At 59.8% G+C, this 18,769-nt stretch carries 15 protein-coding genes; 9 read left to right on the top strand and 6 right to left on the bottom strand.

The genetic code is table 11. The annotated features are described in order from the left end of the window. The first annotated feature begins 24 nt into the window (after nucleotides 1-24). On the top strand, nucleotides 25-1,734 hold the full coding sequence (locus tag H663_RS36805) for an N-acyl-D-amino-acid deacylase family protein (protein ID WP_053173765.1): 1,710 nt from the start codon (nucleotides 25-27) through the stop codon (nucleotides 1,732-1,734). A gap of 338 nt (nucleotides 1,735-2,072) precedes the next feature. Here the strand turns inward: H663_RS36805 and apbC are convergent, their stop codons facing one another. Continuing rightward, nucleotides 2,073-3,161, bottom strand: coding sequence for an iron-sulfur cluster carrier protein ApbC (apbC, locus tag H663_RS36800; protein ID WP_053173763.1), 1,089 nt, complete (start codon nucleotides 3,159-3,161; stop codon nucleotides 2,073-2,075). A gap of 86 nt (nucleotides 3,162-3,247) precedes the next feature. Between apbC and metG the strand changes: the two genes are divergently transcribed. From metG to panC, 7 genes are all read left to right on the top strand, one after another. Further along, the gene (gene metG, locus H663_RS36795; RefSeq protein WP_053173761.1) at nucleotides 3,248-5,353 is read left to right on the top strand and encodes a methionine--tRNA ligase; all 2,106 of its coding nucleotides are present in this window, start codon (nucleotides 3,248-3,250) and stop codon (nucleotides 5,351-5,353) included. A 22-nt stretch (nucleotides 5,354-5,375) separates the two neighbouring features. Then, nucleotides 5,376-6,125 (top strand): YoaK family protein, encoded by a 750-nt coding sequence (locus H663_RS36790; RefSeq protein ID WP_053173760.1) that lies wholly within the window; start codon nucleotides 5,376-5,378, stop codon nucleotides 6,123-6,125. Between the two features lie 19 nt (nucleotides 6,126-6,144). After that, on the top strand, nucleotides 6,145-7,839 hold the full coding sequence (locus H663_RS36785) for a SulP family inorganic anion transporter (protein WP_116695918.1): 1,695 nt from the start codon (nucleotides 6,145-6,147) through the stop codon (nucleotides 7,837-7,839). Between the two features lie 79 nt (nucleotides 7,840-7,918). Then, on the top strand, nucleotides 7,919-8,131 hold the full coding sequence (locus tag H663_RS36780) for a DUF3460 family protein (protein WP_053173756.1): 213 nt from the start codon (nucleotides 7,919-7,921) through the stop codon (nucleotides 8,129-8,131). Between the two features lie 50 nt (nucleotides 8,132-8,181). Then, nucleotides 8,182-9,033 (top strand): segregation and condensation protein A, encoded by an 852-nt coding sequence (locus H663_RS36775; protein WP_053173753.1) that lies wholly within the window; start codon nucleotides 8,182-8,184, stop codon nucleotides 9,031-9,033. A 51-nt stretch (nucleotides 9,034-9,084) separates the two neighbouring features. Then, a complete protein-coding gene (gene panB / locus H663_RS36770) occupies nucleotides 9,085-9,957 on the top strand; it encodes a 3-methyl-2-oxobutanoate hydroxymethyltransferase (protein WP_053173751.1) in 873 nt (290 codons plus the stop codon). Nucleotides 9,958-9,997: 40 nt separating this feature from the next. Further along, nucleotides 9,998-10,846 carry a pantoate--beta-alanine ligase gene (panC, locus tag H663_RS36765; RefSeq protein ID WP_053173749.1) on the top strand — a complete coding sequence of 283 codons (849 nt, stop codon included), beginning with the start codon at nucleotides 9,998-10,000 and terminating at the stop codon, nucleotides 10,844-10,846. Nucleotides 10,847-11,324: 478 nt separating this feature from the next. Here the strand turns inward: panC and ruvC are convergent, their stop codons facing one another. The 5 genes from ruvC to H663_RS42420 all read right to left on the bottom strand — a co-directional run bounded on the left by ruvC (nucleotide 11,325) and on the right by H663_RS42420 (nucleotide 15,815). Then, nucleotides 11,325-11,873, bottom strand: coding sequence for a crossover junction endodeoxyribonuclease RuvC (ruvC, locus tag H663_RS36760; protein WP_053176698.1), 549 nt, complete (start codon nucleotides 11,871-11,873; stop codon nucleotides 11,325-11,327). A gap of 29 nt (nucleotides 11,874-11,902) precedes the next feature. After that, complete coding sequence (gene mtgA, locus H663_RS36755; RefSeq protein WP_053173748.1) at nucleotides 11,903-12,637, bottom strand: monofunctional biosynthetic peptidoglycan transglycosylase; 735 nt, start codon at nucleotides 12,635-12,637, stop codon at nucleotides 11,903-11,905. Nucleotides 12,638-12,657: 20 nt separating this feature from the next. Beyond that, nucleotides 12,658-13,506 carry an energy transducer TonB gene (locus H663_RS36750; RefSeq protein WP_053176696.1) on the bottom strand — a complete coding sequence of 283 codons (849 nt, stop codon included), beginning with the start codon at nucleotides 13,504-13,506 and terminating at the stop codon, nucleotides 12,658-12,660. A 76-nt stretch (nucleotides 13,507-13,582) separates the two neighbouring features. Further along, nucleotides 13,583-15,637 carry a ribonuclease catalytic domain-containing protein gene (locus tag H663_RS36745; protein WP_053173746.1) on the bottom strand — a complete coding sequence of 685 codons (2,055 nt, stop codon included), beginning with the start codon at nucleotides 15,635-15,637 and terminating at the stop codon, nucleotides 13,583-13,585. Between the two features lie 43 nt (nucleotides 15,638-15,680). Beyond that, nucleotides 15,681-15,815, bottom strand: a complete 135-nt coding sequence (locus H663_RS42420; RefSeq protein WP_276309846.1) for a hypothetical protein — start codon at nucleotides 15,813-15,815, stop codon at nucleotides 15,681-15,683. Nucleotides 15,816-16,396: 581 nt separating this feature from the next. Here H663_RS42420 and H663_RS36740 point away from each other — a divergent pair. Continuing rightward, on the top strand, nucleotides 16,397-18,769 hold a 2,373-nt coding region (locus tag H663_RS36740), incomplete at its 3' end, for a hypothetical protein (protein WP_133240055.1).

Here is an 18,769-nt window from a genome sequence, read left to right as displayed (position 1 = left end):
CCCAATCACCACAGGAATTTCCCCATGCACGATCTCGTGATTCGCGGCGGCAGCCTCATTGACGGCACCGGCGCACCCGCCCAAGCAGGCGACATCGCCATCGACCAAGGCGTCATCAGCCAGGTGGGCGGAAAGGCAGGACCTGCACGCCGCACCCTTGACGCCCAAGGCGCCCTCGTCACCCCCGGCTGGATCGACATCCACACTCACTATGACGGCCAGGCCACCTGGGACCCCTACCTCTCCCCGTCCACGTCGCACGGCGTGACCAGCGTCGTCATGGGCAACTGCGGCATGGGCTTTGCCCCGGTCAAGCCCGACAAACGCGACTGGCTGATCTCGGTCATGGAAGGCGTGGAAGACATCCCCGGCGCCGTGCTCTCTGAAGGCATTCAGTGGGATTGGGAAAGCTTTCCCGAATACATGGATGCCCTGGCGCGCCGCCCCAAGGCCCTGGACATCGCCACACAAATACCCCACTCGGCCGTGCGGGCCTATGTGATGGGCGAGCGCGGTATCCAGCACGACGAAACCACACCCGACGATTTATTTGAAATGTGCGCCATTGTGCGCGAGGCGCTCAAGGCCGGGGCCTACGGCTTTTCCACATCGCGCACCTTTTTGCACAAATACGACCAGCGCAAATACCCCCCCGGCACCTTTGCCACCGGCGAAGAAATCTCCACCCTGGGCCAGGTGCTGGGCGAAGTCGGGCATGGCGTGTTCCAGATGACCTCCAACCACATCTCCATGCACCACGAGATTCCGTGGATGCGCAATCTGGCCCTCAAAAACAAGCTGCCCGTGCTCTTCAACCTGCAGCAGACCGACCCGGCTCCCGATTTGTGGAAAGACATTCTGGGCACCCTCAAGGAAGCCCATACGCAAAACATTCCCCTGTATGGCGGCATCTGCGGACGGCCTGTAGGCTTGCTGTTTTCATGGCACAGCAGCTTGCACCCCTTCATCGTCAGTCCAGCCTTCCTGGAGATCGCCAAGCTGCCTTGGCCCGAGCGCTTCGCCCGGCTGCGCCAGCCCGAAGTGCGACAGGCCATCCTGACCGGCGAACGCCTGCGCACCGACGAGCGCATGCGCACCATGTTTGGCAACTTCCACAAGATCTACCGACTGGCCGACAACCCGGACTACGAGCCCGAAGCCAGCGAAAGCGTGCAAGCCATGATGCAGGCCCAAGGCCGCAGCGGCCTCGAAGTTGTCTATGACCTGATGATGGAGCGAGACGGTATGGCCATGCTGTATTACCCGAGCTTCAACTACTCGTATGGCAATCTGGACCACTTGCATGAATGGCTGCAGACCGATGTGACCGTGAACAGCCTGTCAGACGGCGGCGCGCACTGCAACTACATCTGCGACGTGAGCATGCCCACCTTCATGTTGACGCACTGGAGCCGTTCGCGCACCCGGGGCGGCACATTCAGCGTGGAAGCCATGGTCAAGCGCCAAACGCAGGACACCGCACGCATCTACGGCATGCAAGACCGGGGCACGCTGCAAGTGGGCAAGAAAGCCGATATCAACATCATCGACTACGACAAGTTGCGCCTGTATGCCCCCGAGATGGTCTACGACCTGCCCGCAGGCGGACGGCGACTGACGCAACGCTGCGATGGCTACATCGCCACCTTGGTAGCCGGTCAGCCCATCTTTGAACACCAGCAGGCCACAGGTGCATTGCCGGGTCAGCTGATGCGGGCTGGTCAAAAAAGCTGAGCCCACACAAGAAGCCTTGGTGCCATATCAACCTCAGCAACTGGATTGCCACGCTTCGCTCGCAATGACGAATTCACAGTCGTCACGGTGAGTGAGGCTGCACCCTGTCCCTGTCAATTCGAGGAGCATGCATCCTATCCCCGTCACGGCGAGTGAGCCTGGGCCCGCTCCCAATCACTGCGAGGAGCTTGCGCCCTTTCCCCGTCACTCAGAAGAGCTTGCGTCCTTTCCCCGTCACTGCGAGGAGCTTGCGACGTGGCAGTCCAGTTGCGGCGTTTGCTTGAGCAGGCGTGCCAGATCAACCGCAAATGGCTGCACCATCGGAACAAGCTCAGTGATCAGGTGTCCTTGCTGACCTTGATGGTCGGGAACTTGCTCGAAAAATCCTTGGCCTTGGCGGCGATCTTGACCGCCACCTGACGGGCCACGGCCTTGTAGATCTGCGCCACTTCGCCGTCGGGGTCGGACACCACCGTGGGCTTGCCCTGGTCGGCTTGCAGGCGAATTTGCATGTTCAGCGGCAAGGCGCCCAGGTAGTCGATGCCTTTGTCTTGCGCATAGCGCTTGCCGCCGTCTTCGCCAAAAATGTGCTCCACATGGCCGCAGTTCGTGCACACATGCACCGCCATGTTTTCCACAATACCCAAAATCGGAACGCCCACTTTTTCAAACATCTTGATGCCTTTTTTGGCATCCAGCAAAGCGATGTCTTGCGGCGTGGTCACGATCACAGCGCCGGTCATGGGCACGCGCTGACTCAGTGTGAGTTGGATGTCGCCAGTGCCGGGTGGCATGTCCACGATCAAATAGTCGAGTTCTTTCCAGTTGGTCTGACGCAGCAACTGCTCCAGCGCCTGCGTGGCCATGGGGCCGCGCCAAATCATGGCTTCGTCGGGGTCCACCAAAAAACCAATCGACATGACCTGCACGCCGTAGTTTTCCATCGGCTCCATGGTCTGGCCGTCTTCGCTCTCGGGGCGGCCTTCGATGCCCATCATCATGGGCTGGCTGGGGCCGTAAATGTCGGCGTCCAGCAAGCCCACTTTGGCGCCTTCGGCAGCCAGCGCCAGCGCCAAGTTGACGGCGGTGGTGCTCTTGCCCACGCCACCCTTGCCCGAGGCCACGGCCACGATGTTTTTCACCTGCGGCAGCAGAGCCACACCGCGCTGGGCGGCGTGAGCCGTGATCTTGCTCGTCACGTTAGCCGACACGTTGGACACGCCCGCCACGCCCTTGGCGGCAGCAATCAATGCCTGTCGAATGCCAGGAATCTGGCTCTTGGCCGGGTAACCCAACTCCACGTCAAAGGACACATCTGAGCCTTCGACTTGCAGGTTTTTCAAGGTTTTGGTGGAAACGAAATCTTTGCCCGTGTTCGGGTCAATGACGGCTTGCAGGGCCTGGAGGAGTTGTTCGGTGGTCGCCATGGTCTCTTTCTAGAATGGGCCGGAGTTTACCGACAAGCCGTGCCGTACACCCTAAAATCACCGATTCCCCTACAAACTGCCCCACCATGTCTGCCCCCAACGCGCCCCGCCAGCTTTTTGTCACCACCGCCTTGCCGTATGCCAACGGCAACTTCCACATCGGCCACATCATGGAGTACATCCAAGCCGACATTTGGGTCCGTTTCCAGCGCATGCAGGGCAGCCAAGTCAATTTTGTGGGTGCGGACGACACGCATGGCGCGCCCATCATGATCGCCGCCGAAAAAGCGGGCAAGACGCCCCAGCAGTTCGTGGCCGACATCGCCGCGGGCCGCAAGCCCTACCTGGACGGCTTTCACATCCAGTTTGACAACTGGCACAGCACCGACGCGCCCGAGAACCACGAGCTGGCCCGCCAGATTTACCGCGACCTGCGCGACATTTCGGCTGCCGACGGTGGCTCGCTGATCGAGGTGCGCTCGGTCGAACAGTTCTTTGACCCCGAGAAGAACATGTTCCTGCCGGATCGCTTCATCAAAGGCGAGTGCCCCAAGTGCCATGCCAAAGACCAGTATGGCGACAACTGCGAGAGCTGCGGCGCGGTTTACGCCCCCACCGACCTGATCAACCCCTTCTCCGCTCTGTCGGGTGCCAAGCCTGAGCTCAAAACCTCGGAACACTTTTTCTTCAAGCTCTCCGACCCGCGCTGCGTCGAGTTTTTGAGCCAGTGGACCCAAGATGGCAAGCTGCAGCCCGAGGTGGCCAACAAGGTCAAAGAGTGGTTTTCTGTGCGCACCAACCCGGACGGCAGCACCAGCGAGGGCTTGGGTGACTGGGACATCTCGCGCGATGCGCCTTATTTCGGCATTGAGATTCCGGACGCACCGGGCAAGTACTTTTATGTGTGGCTGGACGCGCCTGTGGGCTATCTGGCCTCGCTCAAAAACCTGCTGGACAAACGGGGCGAAGATTACAACGCCTACATGGCCAACCCGAATCTGGAGCAAATCCACTTCATCGGCAAAGACATCGTGACCTTCCACACGCTGTTTTGGCCAGCCATGCTGCACTTTTCAGGGCGCAAGACGCCCGACAAGGTGAACGTGCATGGCTTTTTGACGGTGAACAATGGCGAAAAAATGAGCAAGAGCCGGGGCACTGGCCTCGACCCGCTCAAGTACCTGAGCCTGGGCATGAACCCCGAGTGGCTGCGTTACTACTTGGCTGCCAAACTCAACAGCAAGAACGAAGATGTTGACTTCAATGCTGAAGATTTTCTTGCGCGTGTTAATTCAGATTTGATTGGCAAATTTGTCAATATCGCTTCACGTGCTGCGGGATTCATTTCAAAACGATTTGATGGGAAATTAGGCAACACATCATCAGGACTTCCTTGGTCATCTAATGCCTTGCTTTCAGGTCTGAGCCTTGAAGGTGAATCCATCAGACATTTGTACGAATCTCGAGACTACGCACAAGCTATGCGTCTAGTGATGCGGCTTACAGATGAAGTCAACGAATACGTTCAAGAAAATAAACCTTGGGAAATTGCTAAACAAGAAGGTCAAGACGAGCGTTTGTGGGAAGTCTGCACAGCCTGCATTGAAGCATTTCGGTTCATCACAATTTTCCTAAAACCAGTACTACCAAATCTTGCCAAAGAAGTTGAAACCTTCTTGAATTCACCACCTCTAGGGTGGCTCGATCTGAACGCACCACTCGGTTATGGCCACACCATCAACGCCTACCAACACCTCATGCAACGCGTCACCCCCGAACAACTCGAAGCCCTGTTCGAGCCACCGGCCGTGGTCGAAGAAAAGCTGATCCCCGGCGGCGAAGACATCGCCCCCACCATCAGCATCGACGATTTCGCCAAGGTCGATCTGCGCATCGCCCAGATCGTGAACTGCGAACCGGTCGAAGGCTCGGTCAAGCTGCTGCGCCTGACGCTGGATGTGGGCGAGGGGCGCATGCGCAATGTGTTCAGCGGCATCGCCAGCATGTACAAGCCTGATGACCTGATCGGCAAGCTGACCGTGATGGTGGCCAATTTGGCCCCGCGCAAGATGAAGTTTGGCGTGTCCGAGGGCATGGTGCTGGCCGCCAGCCACGCGGATGAAAAAGCCGAACCGGGCATCCATGTGCTGCACCCCTGGCCCGGCGCCAAGCCCGGCATGCGCATTCACTGAAACCCCTGCAAATACGCTGCACATGTTTCCTCTGATTCGTGGATGGACCGATGTGCAGCGAAGCCCCCAGGCCAATTTGCGCCTGGGCCTGGCGCTGAGCTTTGTGGCGGGGGCCACCAATGCAGGGGGTTTTTTGGCTGTGGGGCGTTACACCTCGCACATGACGGGCATCGTGTCCTCCATCGCAGACGACCTGGTGCTGGGTCATGGCACCCTTGTCCTGGCCGGACTGGCCTGCCTGATCTCATTTGTGCTGGGTGCCATGTGCACCGCCATCATGGTCAACTGGGGGCTGCGCCAGCAACTGCGCAGCAGCTACAGCCTGCCGCTGTTGCTGGAATCCCTGGCTTTGCTGATCTTTGGGCTGTTTGGGGCAGCCATCGCTTCCTGGTCCCAGGTTTTCCTGCCCATGACGGTGGTCTTGCTGTGCTTCATCATGGGCCTGCAAAACGCGGTCATCACCAAAATTTCGCACGCCGAAATTCGCACCACCCACGTCACCGGCTTGGTCACTGACATCGGCATCGAGCTGGGCAAGTGGCTTTACATCAACCGGCTCGCCAATGGCTCCCCCGTGCGCGCCAACCGCCATCGTTTGCGTGTGAACAGTGCTTTGGTGCTGGGCTTCTTGCTGGGCGGGCTGCTGGGTGCGCTGGGCTTCAAGGCATGGGGTTACATCACCACCCTGCCATTGGCGGCCTTGCTGTGGCTGCTGTGCTTGCGCCCACTGATCGATGATCTGCGTCAGCACGCTGCCCAATTTTCCAAATGACCCATCGTCCTCCATGGCCATGACCCGCTTTGTCCCTGCTTTCTTCCACCCCAAATTGATCGACAGCCTGCAGGGCTACAGCCGCCAGCGCCTGGTGCGCGACATCGGCGCGGGCATCACCGTGGGGGTGGTGGCTTTGCCGCTGGCCATGGCTTTTGCCATTGCCTCGGGCCTCAAACCCGAAGCAGGCTTGTTCACCGCCATCATCGCGGGCTTTTTGATTTCGGCGCTGGGCGGCAGCCGGGTGCAAATTGGCGGGCCAGCCGGTGCCTTCATCGTCATCGTTTACGGCATCGTGGACCGCTATGGCCTGGCCAACCTGATTTTGGCCACCGCCATGTCGGGGGTCTTGCTGTTTTTGATGGGTCTGTTCCGCCTGGGCAGCTTGATCCGCTTCATTCCGGTGTCGGTGGTGATTGGTTTTACCAACGGCATCGCGGTGCTGATCATGCTGTCCCAGATCAAGGATTTTCTGGGCCTCAAAACGGGTGCCATGCCTGCGGATTTTTTTGGCATCCTGCACAGCCTGAGTCAGCATCTGCACACCACCAACCTGGCCGCCTTGCTGGTGGCGCTGGGCTCCTTGTCCTTGCTGGTGGGCTGGATGCGCTTGGGCCGCCGACTGGAGGGCAGCCGCTACCAATGGGTCAGCATGGTGCCGGGCTCCATCATCGCCCTCGTATTTGCCACAGTGGCTTGCATGGGGCTGTCTTTGCCGGTAGAGACGATAGACAGCAAATTTGGCGGCATTGCGGCCGACATGCCCGGCTTGCAATGGCCCGATTTCAGCTGGGACAGCGCCCGCTTTTTGCTCATGCCCACCCTGACCTTGGCATTGCTGGGGGCCATTGAATCGCTGCTGTGCGCCCGCATTGCCGACGGCATGATCGATGACCGCCACAACCCCAACCAAGAGCTGATGGCGCAAGGCGTGGCCAATTTTGTGACCCCGTTTTTTGGCGGAATGCCCGCCACCGGCACCATTGCCCGCACGGTGACCAACATCAAAAGCGGTGGCACCAGCCCGATTGCGGGCATGGTGCACGCCCTGACTTTGCTGGCCGTGGTGCTGGTGGCCGCGCCGCTGGCCGGGCACATTCCCCTGGCCGCTTTGGCCGCCATCTTGATGTTTGTGGCCTGGAACATGGGCGAGTGGCGCGAGTTTTTGCACCTGCGGCAGTTTCGCCTGCCTTACCGCATCACCTTGCTGGCGGTGTTTTTCCTCACCGTGGTGTTTGATCTGACGGTGGCAGTCGAAGTGGGTCTGGTGGCCGCCTGCCTGACTTTCATTTACCGCATCTCCAGCTTGAGCCGCAGCGAAGCCGTCACCCGCCTTGAACACCCGAGTCTGATCGGACACGAAGACCGCATCCAGGCCTGGCGCATTTATGGTGCCTTGTTCTTCGGGGCCGTCAAACTCATCGAAGAGATTGAAGACAAGATCAGCGCCCCCGTGTTGGTGGTGGATCTGAAAAACGTGATTTATGTCGACTCGTCCGGAGCCGATGCCCTGATGCACCTGATCGAGACTTGCCACAAAAAACAGCTGCGTTTGATCGTCTGCGGCCTGCAACACCAGCCGCTGGACATTGCCCGGCGCAGCGGCATGCTGAGCCTGCTGGACGGCCAACTGGAGCCCGATCTGCCCACCGGGCTGAAGCGGGCTGTCAGCTGGCTCACGGCTGCGCCCAGTAAAATGGCCCCCTTTCGTTGATGGTGGCCTTGGCGCTCTTGTGTAGCCCCGCCACATCTGCCTTGTCTTTTGCGATCTTTGCTTTTTTTCGAAAGCCTCCATGTCCATTTTCCGCCGCCCTGACTACAGCTCTGACACCTCCCAGTTCATCGACCAGCTCAAAGCCCAGCACCCCGAACTGGAAGCCCGGCAGCGCGAAGGCCGTGCCTTGCTGTGGGACAAAGCAGTAGACCGCAAGGCCCAGCAAGAGTTCAAGGCCGCCCGCGTGGCGCAACAACCTTACGTCTACCAAACCCAGGCCTCTCAAGGCTGACGGCCCGCGCGCAGACCCCAAGCGCCTGCGCCCCCCGGCATCGCCCATCCATGAGCACCGAACCCACCGAGCTGCCCCCAGCGCTGGACAGCACCGCCGCGCCCATGCCGCAGGTGGTGGACCAGGTGGCGCTGGCTCGCCTGTATGGCGAGCCTCTGTTTTCGATGCCCACGGACCTGTACATACCGCCCGATGCGCTGGAGGTGTTTCTGGAGGCCTTTGAAGGCCCGCTCGATTTGCTGCTGTACCTGATCCGCAAGCAGAACTTCAACATCCTTGACATCCCCATGGCCGGGGTGACGCGCCAGTACCTGAGCTATGTCGACGAAATCCGGGAGCGCAACCTGGAGCTGGCCGCCGAATACCTGCTGATGGCGGCCATGCTGATCGAGATCAAGTCGCGCATGCTGCTGCCGCCCAAAAAAGCGGCCGAAGGCCAAGAGGCCGAAGACCCCCGGGCCGAACTGGTGCGTCGCCTGCTGGAGTACGAGCAAATGAAGCTCGCTTCCATGCAACTGAACGCCCTGCCTCACTACGGGCGCGACTTCCTCAAGGCACAGGTGTATATCGAGCAAAGCCTGCAGCCGCGCTTTCCGGACGTGAGCATGCAAGAGCTGCAATCGGCCTGGCGCGACATCCTCAAGCGGGCCAACCTGGTGCAGCACCACAAAATCAGCCGCGAAGAACTCAGCGTGCGCGAACACATGAGCATCGTGCTCAAGCACCTGCAAGGCCGTAAATTCGTCGAATTTGAAAACCTGTTCGACCCGACCCAAGGCACACCGGTGCTGGTCGTCACCTTCATCGCTTTGCTGGAACTGGCCAAGGAAACCTTGATCGAGATCACACAAGCCGAAGCTTTCGCGCCGATTTATGTGCGGCTGGCGTTCACGCCTGTCTGAACAAGCCTGATACGGTGACAGAATCGGGCACCCTCAAGCCCCCCTGTTGCCATGAACACCTCTTCGACCGCAACGCCTTACGGCACATTGCCTCCGGCATCACCCGTGGCGGCCCGCAAACCCATCAGCCTGCCGCGCCTGAACGAGCTGCGCGAGCGCGGTGAAAAAATCACCATGCTCACCGCCTACGACGCCACCTTTGCCGCTGTGGCCGATGCCGCTGGCGTCGAATGCATTTTGGTGGGCGACTCGCTGGGCATGGTCTGCCAGGGCCTGCCCAGCACTGTGGGCGTGAGCCTGGAGACCATGCGTTACCACACCGAAAGCGTGGTGCGCGGCGTGCAGCGCGTGCAAGGCACCGCCTGGATCATTGGCGACCTGCCCTTTGGCACCTACCACGAGTCACGCGAGCAAGCCCTGCGCAGCGCCACCGTGCTGATGCAGGCTGGCGCACACATGGTCAAGCTCGAAGGCGGCGGCTGGACCACCGAGACCGTGCGCTTTCTGGTCGAGCGCGGCATCCCGGTCTGCGCCCACCTGGGCTTGACGCCGCAAACCGTGCACGCCTTGGGCGGCTACCGGGTGCAAGGTCGTGGCGACTCGGCCGCCAAACTGCGCCAGGACGCCCTTGCCCTGCAGGACGCAGGCGCGGCCATGCTGGTGCTGGAGATGGTGCCCGCCGCTTTGTCGGCCGAACTGACCGAGGCCCTGCCACGCTGCCACACCATCGGCATAGGCGCGGGCAAAGGCACCGCAGGCCAGGTGCTGGTCATGCACGACATGCTGGGCATCAACCTGGGCAAGAACCCCAAATTCGTGCGCAACTTCATGACGGGCCAAAGCAGCGTGCTGGACGCCATGGGCGCTTATGTGCTCGCCGTCAAGGACGGCAGCTTTCCCGACAACGCCTTGCACGCCTGGTGAGGCGTCATTCACTCCCCCGAGCCACCCCAAGATTTCACCCATGATCATTGCCCGTTCCATCGACGAACTCCGTCAGGCCCTGAGCGCATCACAGCGCCCCGCCTTTGTGCCCACCATGGGCAACCTGCACGCAGGCCACATCAAGCTGGTCGAGCTGGCCAAGCCCCAGGGCGACTGCACCGTGGTCAGCATTTTTGTGAACCGCCTGCAATTTTTGCCGCACGAAGACTTTGACAGCTACCCCCGCACCTGGGAGGCCGACTGCGCCAAGCTGCAGGCCGCAGGCTGCGACGTGGTGTTTGCCCCACGCGAGACCGACCTTTATCCCGAAGCCCAGACCGTCAAGGTGCATGCCGATCCGGCGCTGGGCGACATCCTTGAAGGCGAATTCCGACCCGGCTTTTTCACGGGTGTGTCCACCGTGGTCATGAAGCTGTTCATGAGTGTGTTTGCAGGCAAGGCCCAGGGCGTGGCCGTGTTCGGCAAAAAGGACTACCAGCAGCTCATGGTGATCCGCCAGATGGTGCGCCAGTTCGCGCTGCCCATCACCGTGTTGGGCGTGGACACCTGCCGTGCCGAAGACGGCCTGGCACTGAGTTCACGCAACGGTTACCTGAGCGAGCGCGAACGCGCAGAAGCGCTGCAACTGTCCCTGGCGCTGCGCGCACTTGGTCGCGACGCCCTGGCCGCTGCCGACGCGCTGGCCAGCCACCTGCCCGCCCTCGAAGCCAAAGCCATGACGGCCTTGAGCCAGCGCGGCTGGCAAACCGACTACCTCACAGTGCGCCGCCGAAACGACCTGCAAGCCCCGCAAGCCGGTGATGCGCTGGTGGTGCTGGGGGCTGCCAAGCTGGGAACGACCCGCCTGATTGACAACTTCGATATTTGACGCGGCCAAGCTGCTGCGGATCCGGCCTGCTCAAGTGCTGGCTTGGGGTGTACATGTCGGGGTCTTCGACCACCGATCTACAAGCACCGACCGGCGAAGTCGCTGCCCTGGCTTGGGCTGCACCTGTCGGGGTCTTCGACCACCGACCTACAAGCACCGACCTGCGAAGTCGCAGCCCTCGTAGGTCGGTACTCGAAGAGTCCGACGAATTCCTGCACAACAACACTGCCTGCTCAAGCGCTGGCCTTGGGGTGTACATGTCGGGGTCTTCGACCACCGACCTACAAGTACCGACCGGCGAAGTCGCTGCCCTCGTAGGTCGGTACTCGAAGAGTCCGACAAATTCCTGCACATCGACACGGCCTGCTCAAGCGCTGGCCTTGGGCTGCGCCTGTCGGGGTCTTCGACCGCCGACCTACAAGCACCGACCTGCAAATACACGGCGGCCTCATCGTCGGACGGGGCTGAGGCTGCGGCGTCAATGGCTGCGGCCGCTTCTGAACATGCCGTGGGTTTTGCGGTTGAGGACGCCTTGGGCGGCGAGTTTGTTCATGGAGGGGCTGGCGTGGGCGTGGGTGATGGCCATGCCCAGAGCATCGGCGGCATCCTGGCGGGGCACCACCGGCAGTTGCAGCAGGCGTTTGACCATTTCCTGCACCTGCGATTTGGCGGCCCGGCCGTGGCCAGTGACCGATTGCTTCATCTGCAAGGCGGTGTATTCGGCCACGGCGATATCGCAAGACACCAGCGCCGTAACGCAGCAGCCACGCGCTTGCCCCAGCAGCAAAGTGGCCTGGGGGTTGATGTTGACGAAGACGATTTCCACCGAGGCCACATCGGGCTGGTAACGCGCATGGATTTCGCGGATGCCGTCGTACAGCACTTTCAGGCGCGCGGGCAGGTTGCCCATTTCTTCGCGGGTGGTTTCAATCACACCGCTGGCCACGTATTGCAGCTTGGAGCCGGTCATGTCGAGCACGCCAAAGCCGGTGGTTTGCAAGCCCGGGTCAATGCCCAGAATGCGCAGGGTTTGGGGGGCCGCGTTGGTCAATGTGCTCATGGCAAGGTCACGTCGTTCATGCGGGCCATGATGGTTTCTGCACGGCTGGCCAAATAGGCCGATTGCGCCCTTTTTTCGAAATAGCGGGGCCGCGGCAGCATCACGGCCAGGCGTGCCGCTTCCCAGGCGTTCAGCCGGGCCGCACTTTTGCGAAAGTAGTGCTGGGCTGCCGCTTCGGCACCAAACACGCCTTCGCCCCACTCCACGCTGTTGAGGTAAATCTCCATGATGCGGCGCTTGCTGAGCAAGGTTTCCAGCGTCAGGGTCAGCAGCATTTCCTGCCCTTTGCGCAGCAAGGTGCGCTCACCCGAGAGCAAGAGGTTTTTGGCCAGCTGCTGGGTGATGGTGGAGCCGCCCACGATTTTGACGACCGGGGGCTTGGCGTCGGGTCTGCGCTGGGCGCGTTGCTCGGCCAGGGCTTTGGCCTTGGCGTTTTTATCCCAGGCTTTTTCCAGCGAGTCCCACCAAATGCCGTGGTGCTGGGTGAAGGCGCTGTCTTCCGAGGCCATGACGGCGCGTTGCAGCAAGGGAGAAATGGCCGAAAGTTCAACCACCTCTTGGCGCCAGGGCAAACGCCCCTGGTGACTGACGATTTGCCAGATTTGCGAACGCTCAAAGGTGGTGGATTCGGGCAACCACACCGCCATGCAGGCGATGCGCAGCACAAAAAACAACTGCAGCCCGACAAAGGCCAGAGCCAACAACATCAAAAAACGTGCAAAAGCGCGCATCGTCAATCCGTCTCCTGGGCTCACTTCTTGTCTGGATCGGGGGCCAGCATGCGGGTTTCGAGCGTGTCGTCTCGCGAAAAGTTAAAGCGTGTGACGACCACAATCTGGTCGGCTTGCTGCCGCATTTTTTTGTTGAATTCACCAAAAGGTGCCGAGCTGCGCACGATGGCAATCGCCCGCTCATCGAGCAAAGGGTTGCGCGAGGAGCTGGCCACTTCGGTCTTCAACAGGCGCCCTTTGCTGTCTACCGTGATGACCATGGTGAGCTGACCGTAAATCTTCTGGCCACCCGATTCGGGAAAATTCATCGTGCCTTGTTGCTCGATGGTGCGGCGCAGTTTGTCGTAGTACATCGCGTACACCACCTCTTTGGTGGCCGGGCTGATGTAGCGCTTGCGGGCTGCGCCCTGAGTTTGCACCACGCGCTGCTCAATGCTGGCCAGTTGCCGGGCCAGCTGCTGCTTGCGCTCTTCGCGGGCCTGGCGGTCGGGGCTGTCCGCTTTGTCTCCGGCGTTGTCTTTGGAGAGCACGGCCAGCTCGTCCTTGAGCTGGGTCAGCAAGCGCATTTGCTGCATTTTCAGCGCCTCGATCTTGCGCTGCATTTCACTGATGTCAGTGCCCGCCTCGGTCTCCAAGGCGGGTGGCAAAGGCGTGCTGGACAGGCTGACATCGGGCACTTGCCCGCCGCCAGCGAGTTTGACCTGGGCCAGCACCTGGGCATCTGCGGGCTTGTCTTCGCTGCGAGCGTTGACCAGCACCACTTCGAGCGGCGTGTCTGCAAACACCCGGTTGTAGGTTTCCGGCGCAGCAAAGCGCAGCGTGACCAAGCCCAAATGCACCCCCAGCGAAAACGCCAAGGCCCAGGTCAAGGCCCGGTGGGGCGATGGTCTGCGCTTTGCCCTTGGCGCATCTTGCGGCGCGGCCGGCGGAGGGGGCGAAAAGGCTTCAGCTTGCATCGCTTTGGGTGTTGTCGTTCAGGTCCACCGCAATGGTCAAAGGACCTGCGGCCAGGGCTTCTTCCTCGTCCGCCTCATCGGCCTCGCTGTCCACAGCGGCCACCGGGGCATCCAGGTGCGCGGTCACGGTGCCGCTGACATCGAGCGCCATGAGGTCAATCTCGCCCAACTTGACGCGCACACGCGCCCCACGGGCCAGACCCTGGGCACCCATGACGCTGAACATCAGCGGCAAGGTGTCGGCACGCACCAGCCAGCTGCCGCCGCCCATTTCCTTGACCAGGCTGGCTTCCAATTCTTCAATGCTTTGCTGCTGCACATGGCGCAGCGTCCAGTAGCGCTCCATGCTCGACTGCACCCCGTTGTAAGCGCTGTAGGCGGCATCAAAGCCGCTGATGATCGAGAACAACTCGGCGTCTTTGGGCTTGAAGGGCGCGGCCAGCGCAGCGGTGGCACCGTGTTTGGCACAGGCGATGATTTGCCACTGGTTGACCAGGTCGGTGTAGCGGCGCAGAGGCGAGGTGCTCCAGGCGTAGCTGGGCACACCAATGCCCGCGTGCGGCAGCGCCTTGGTGCCCATGCGCACCTTCACACCCGGCGCCATGCTGGCCTGGCTGCGGTAGATGCCAGGCACACCCAAGCTGGCCAGCCACTGACCCCAGGTGCTGTTGGCCAAAATCATGGCTTCGGCCACCATCAAGTCGAGCGGGGCACCGCGCTTGCGGGTGCCGATCAGCACGGTTTCCTCGCCCGTAGGTGGCAGATCATTGCTGGGGCGCTCGAGCTTGAAGCTGTAGTCGGGACGGTTGAAGTTTTCGGGTTTGCCGCGCACCACTTCGCGGCGCGCCTTGAGTGTTTGTGCCAGTCGCCAGAAAAAGCCCAGCGTGGCGCGGCTCACCGGCACATCAGCATGGTCGCTTTGGTCTTCGCCTTCGAGCCATTCGCGGGTGATGCGGTCATCCAGCTGGTCGTGGCGCAGGTTAACGAGAATCGGCACGCGCTCCAAGCGGGTGACGGCACTTTGCACTTCCAGCGTGTCTTCGCTGAAGGTCACATACAGTGACACGGCCGGGCAGTCGCGGCCTTCGATCAGGGTGTAGGTCTGCACCACGCTGTCGGGCAGCATGGTGATTTTGTAGCCGGGCATGTAGACAGTGGACAGGCGCGCACGGCCCAGTTGATCGATGGTGCTGCCCGGCGTCAGAGCCAAGCCAGGCGCGGCGATGTGGATGCCCACCGTGACCGTGCCGGTGCCCAGGCCCTGCAGCGACAAGGCGTCGTCAATTTCGGTGGTGTGCGAGTCGTCAATGGAAAACGCCTGCACGGGTGCCAGCGGCAATTCGTCCTGGATCGCGGGCGCCTGCAGGGCCGGAAAGCCGGTGCCTTTGGGAAACAGGTCAAACAGGAAACGCTGCCAATGGAAATCCCAGGCCGAAGCGATGGCACCTGCGTTTTGCAGCAGATCCAAAGGGGCAGTCTGGCTGCTTTTGCTGGCTTCGACCACGGCCTTGTATTCGGGCGTGTTTTTGTCGGGACGAAACAGGATTTTGTAAAGCTGCTCGCGGATCGGCTCAGGGCAAGTACCGGCCACCAGATCTGCCGACCAGGCCTCAATCTGGGCCTGGATCTGCTTTTTCTTTTCAATGGCGGCTAAGGCCTGTTGCACGATTTCAGGGGGGGCTTTGCGAAAACGCCCTTTGCCTGCACGGCGGAAATAGTGCGGCGCTTCGTGCAGACGCAGCAAAGCGGCCACCTGCTCCACCGTGCTGGTACCTGCGCTGAAATAGTCACGAGCCAGGTCGGCAAAGCCGAATTCCTGCTCGGGCGCGAATTCGTAGGCCAGCTCCAACTCAATGCTCTGGCTCAGGGCGGTGGCCTCGCTGAGCAAGGCGGCGGGTGTGGGTTTGTCGAACTTGAGCAGCACATTGGCCGCCTTGACTTTGACCCGTTTACCGGAGTCCAGCTCGACTTGGGCAGAGGCATCGGCCTCTGACAAGACCCGACCGGCCATGAATTTGCCGGCATCTTCAAATAGTACGTACATGCCTTGATTTTCCCATGCCCCTTTGCCTTTGCGCAGGCGGAACTCAGGCCAATTGCAGAAATTCGAGGATTTCTGGCAAGTCATCGTCGAAATCGCTCAGGGCATGGCAGATGCGCACGGTTTGGCGCACACGGCCGCTTTGGTCACCCAGCAACACCTCATCGTTTTTGGCGATCAACGCCAGAGATAGCCCATACGGCCTGGCGCTGGTCTTGAAAGAGCAGTTGTACTGACCACCAAAGCTGAATTTGTTTATTTTTGATATCGAAATAATTTAATCAATGTGTTAATTATTAATATTAAATGAATATTTAACGATTTTACTGTTTATTTTTAGTACTTTTGAATGTATTTGCAAATTGCTTACTTTTTGTTTCTATTTATTTAACAAATATTACTTTTATTTTTGCATACTACTTAACAAATTAGTCATCACTAATCGCAATTAGAACAAATTAAGGAGATGAAAATGAAAAAATACAGATATTGATAACGAAATTAAATATTAAATTCGTGAAATTTACATATAAATAAAAAATGATAAATATGCATTTATCAATATTTATATTTCGGATGCATGCAACAACACATTCTCCGTGACCGAACAGCCGCCAAAGCGCCGCTGAGGATCGTTTTTTCGAGCATGTCCAGCCCTTAACGACTGCGTTCGCTCGAATCTTCCAATCGCCGTTCAACGCATCCACCAGCCCATTTGAGCTGCGCAAACTCCCCCTCCCTTCACCCGAGTTGAAAGCCACCATGTCTGCACCCCACATCCAAGTCATCGCCTTACCAACCCAAGCCAAGACAGCTGAAAGTTTTGAGTTCAAACCGAATGCGGGTACGCCAGGACAGGTCTTGCGCATCCCGGCCAAAGCAGGTGTCACATACCAACTCAAAGACTTGGCACGCGAAGGCCAAAAAGCACCTGAAATGGTCAAAGCCAAGCGTGTGGGGAAACACCTGGAGATCACGTTTGAATCGGGCAACGAAGGCCCCGATCTCGTGTTGGAGAACTACTACGATGTCGTGACAGATGGCTCCATGAGTCTCGTGGGTGAAGCTGAAAACGGCCATATGTACGAATACGCCGTCAGCAATGCCAACTCGAATACACCACTGGCCTTGGTCACTCCATCACAAGGCAGCGTTAACGCCGTGCTGGGCAGCGCTGAATTCATTCAAAGCAGCGGAGCCGCGCTGAGTGAGCAATCCCTTACCCCCCTGTTCGCACTGCTCGGCGGTGTTGGTATCGCTGGAGTAAGCGGGGCCGTGCAGGGCAAGCAAGACAACGCTGCCAGCGCCGCTGCGCTCAAGACATTACAAGCAGCTGCACAAGCCAATAACGCATCTACCTCAACCACAAGCCTGGAGACCTATTCAGCAGCAGGCATCACAGGTGTGACTCAAGACAATCTGGCCGCCATCAACAACGCCCTCAACACCGCCGCCGTCTCGGGCACTCATGTCGACACCGCAGCCAAAGTGCAAGCCATTGTGGATGCTTACAACGCCATTCTGGGTGAGGCGAACGGCGCAACACCTGATACCACGCCGGTCGGAAACCCAACCGCCAGCCAATACCAAGCTATTGGCGCAAACATCGGTCTTGCTGCAACAAATGCAAAAAACTTGGCATTGCTCAACGACATCGTGGGTGCAAAAGAAAAGTCAAGTGTGGACACCGTTGCCGAAATCAACGAACTCGCACGCATTGCCAACGCCATCCAACTGGTGGCGACAGGCGGCAAACCCAACCCAACCCTCACGGCGGCAGACTTTGACAAAGCGGGCATCACAGGCGTGACCGATGCGAACTTGGCCGCCGTCGTGGCTAGCCTGATGTCAAAAGCAGACAACGGCACACAATCCGATAGTCTCAAGGAGCTGCAAGACGTAGTCACTACCGCCAACAATGCCTTGGCAAAATTCGAAGCGTACAAAAACGGCCGGAGCGATGATCCCGAAGCTTTGACAGTGGACGACTACGCAGAAGCTGGCATCACCGGCGTGACCACCGACAACTTGGCCGCCGTCAACGCCCAAGTGCTGGCCGCAAAAGCAGGCGAGGCCAACAGCGTGGGTGAAGTGCAAGGCTTGGTGACTGCTGGCAACAATGCATTGGCAAAGATCGAGAACTACGACGGCACCACCGCCCTGAGCGTGAACGACTACGCCGCCGCAGGCATCACCGGCGTGACCGCAGACAACCTGGCCGCCGTCAACGCCCAAGTGCTGGCCGCAAAAGCAGGCGAGGCCAACAGCGTGGCTAAAGTGCAAGACTTGGTGACTGATGGAAATAACGCGCTGGCAAAGATCGAGAACTACGACGGCACCACCGCCTTGGGCTTGGAAGACTACGCAGAAGCTGGCATCACCGGCGTGACCACCAACAACCTGGCCGCCGTCAACGCCCAAGTGCTGGCCGCAAAAGCAGGCGAGGCCAACAGCGTGGCGGAAGTGCAAGGCTTGGTGACTGATGGAAATAACGCGCTGGCAAAGATCGAGAACTACGACGGCACCAACGCCCTGAGCGTGAACGACTACGCCGCCGCAGGCATCACCGGCGTGACCACCGACAACTTGGCCGCCGTCAACGCCCAAGTGCTGGCCGCAAAAACAGGCGAGGCCAACAGCGTGGCTGAAGTGCAAGGCTTGGTGACCGCAGGCAACACTGCTCTGGCAAAGATCGAGAACTACAACGGCACCACCGCCTTGGGCTTGGAAGACTACGCAGCAGCTGGCATCACCGGCGTGACCGCAGAAAACCTGGCCGCCGTCAACGCCCAAGTACTGGCCGCAAAAGCAGGCGAGGCCGACAGCGTGGTGGAAGTGCAAGACTTGGTGACCGCTGGCAACAATGCATTGGCAAAGATCGAGAACTACGACGGCACCACAGCCCTGAGCATGGACGACTACGCAGCAGCTGGCATCACCGGCGTGACCACCAACAACCTGGCAGCCGTCAACGCCCAAGTACTGGCCGCAAAAGCAGGCGAGGCCAACAGCGTGGTGGAAGTGCAAGACTTGGTGACCGCAGGCAACACTGCTCTGGCAAAGATCGAGAACTACAACGGCACCACAGCCCTGAACGTGGAAGACTACGCAGCAGCTGGCATCACCGGCGTGACC

Origin of the sequence: Limnohabitans planktonicus II-D5, from assembly GCF_001270065.2 — a bacterium.
In the GTDB taxonomy this organism is placed as follows: Bacteria; Pseudomonadota; Gammaproteobacteria; order Burkholderiales; family Burkholderiaceae_C; genus Limnohabitans_A; species Limnohabitans_A planktonicus.
Note: the sequence above shows the minus strand (reverse complement) of the source record. Positions and strands in the feature narration are given on the sequence as shown.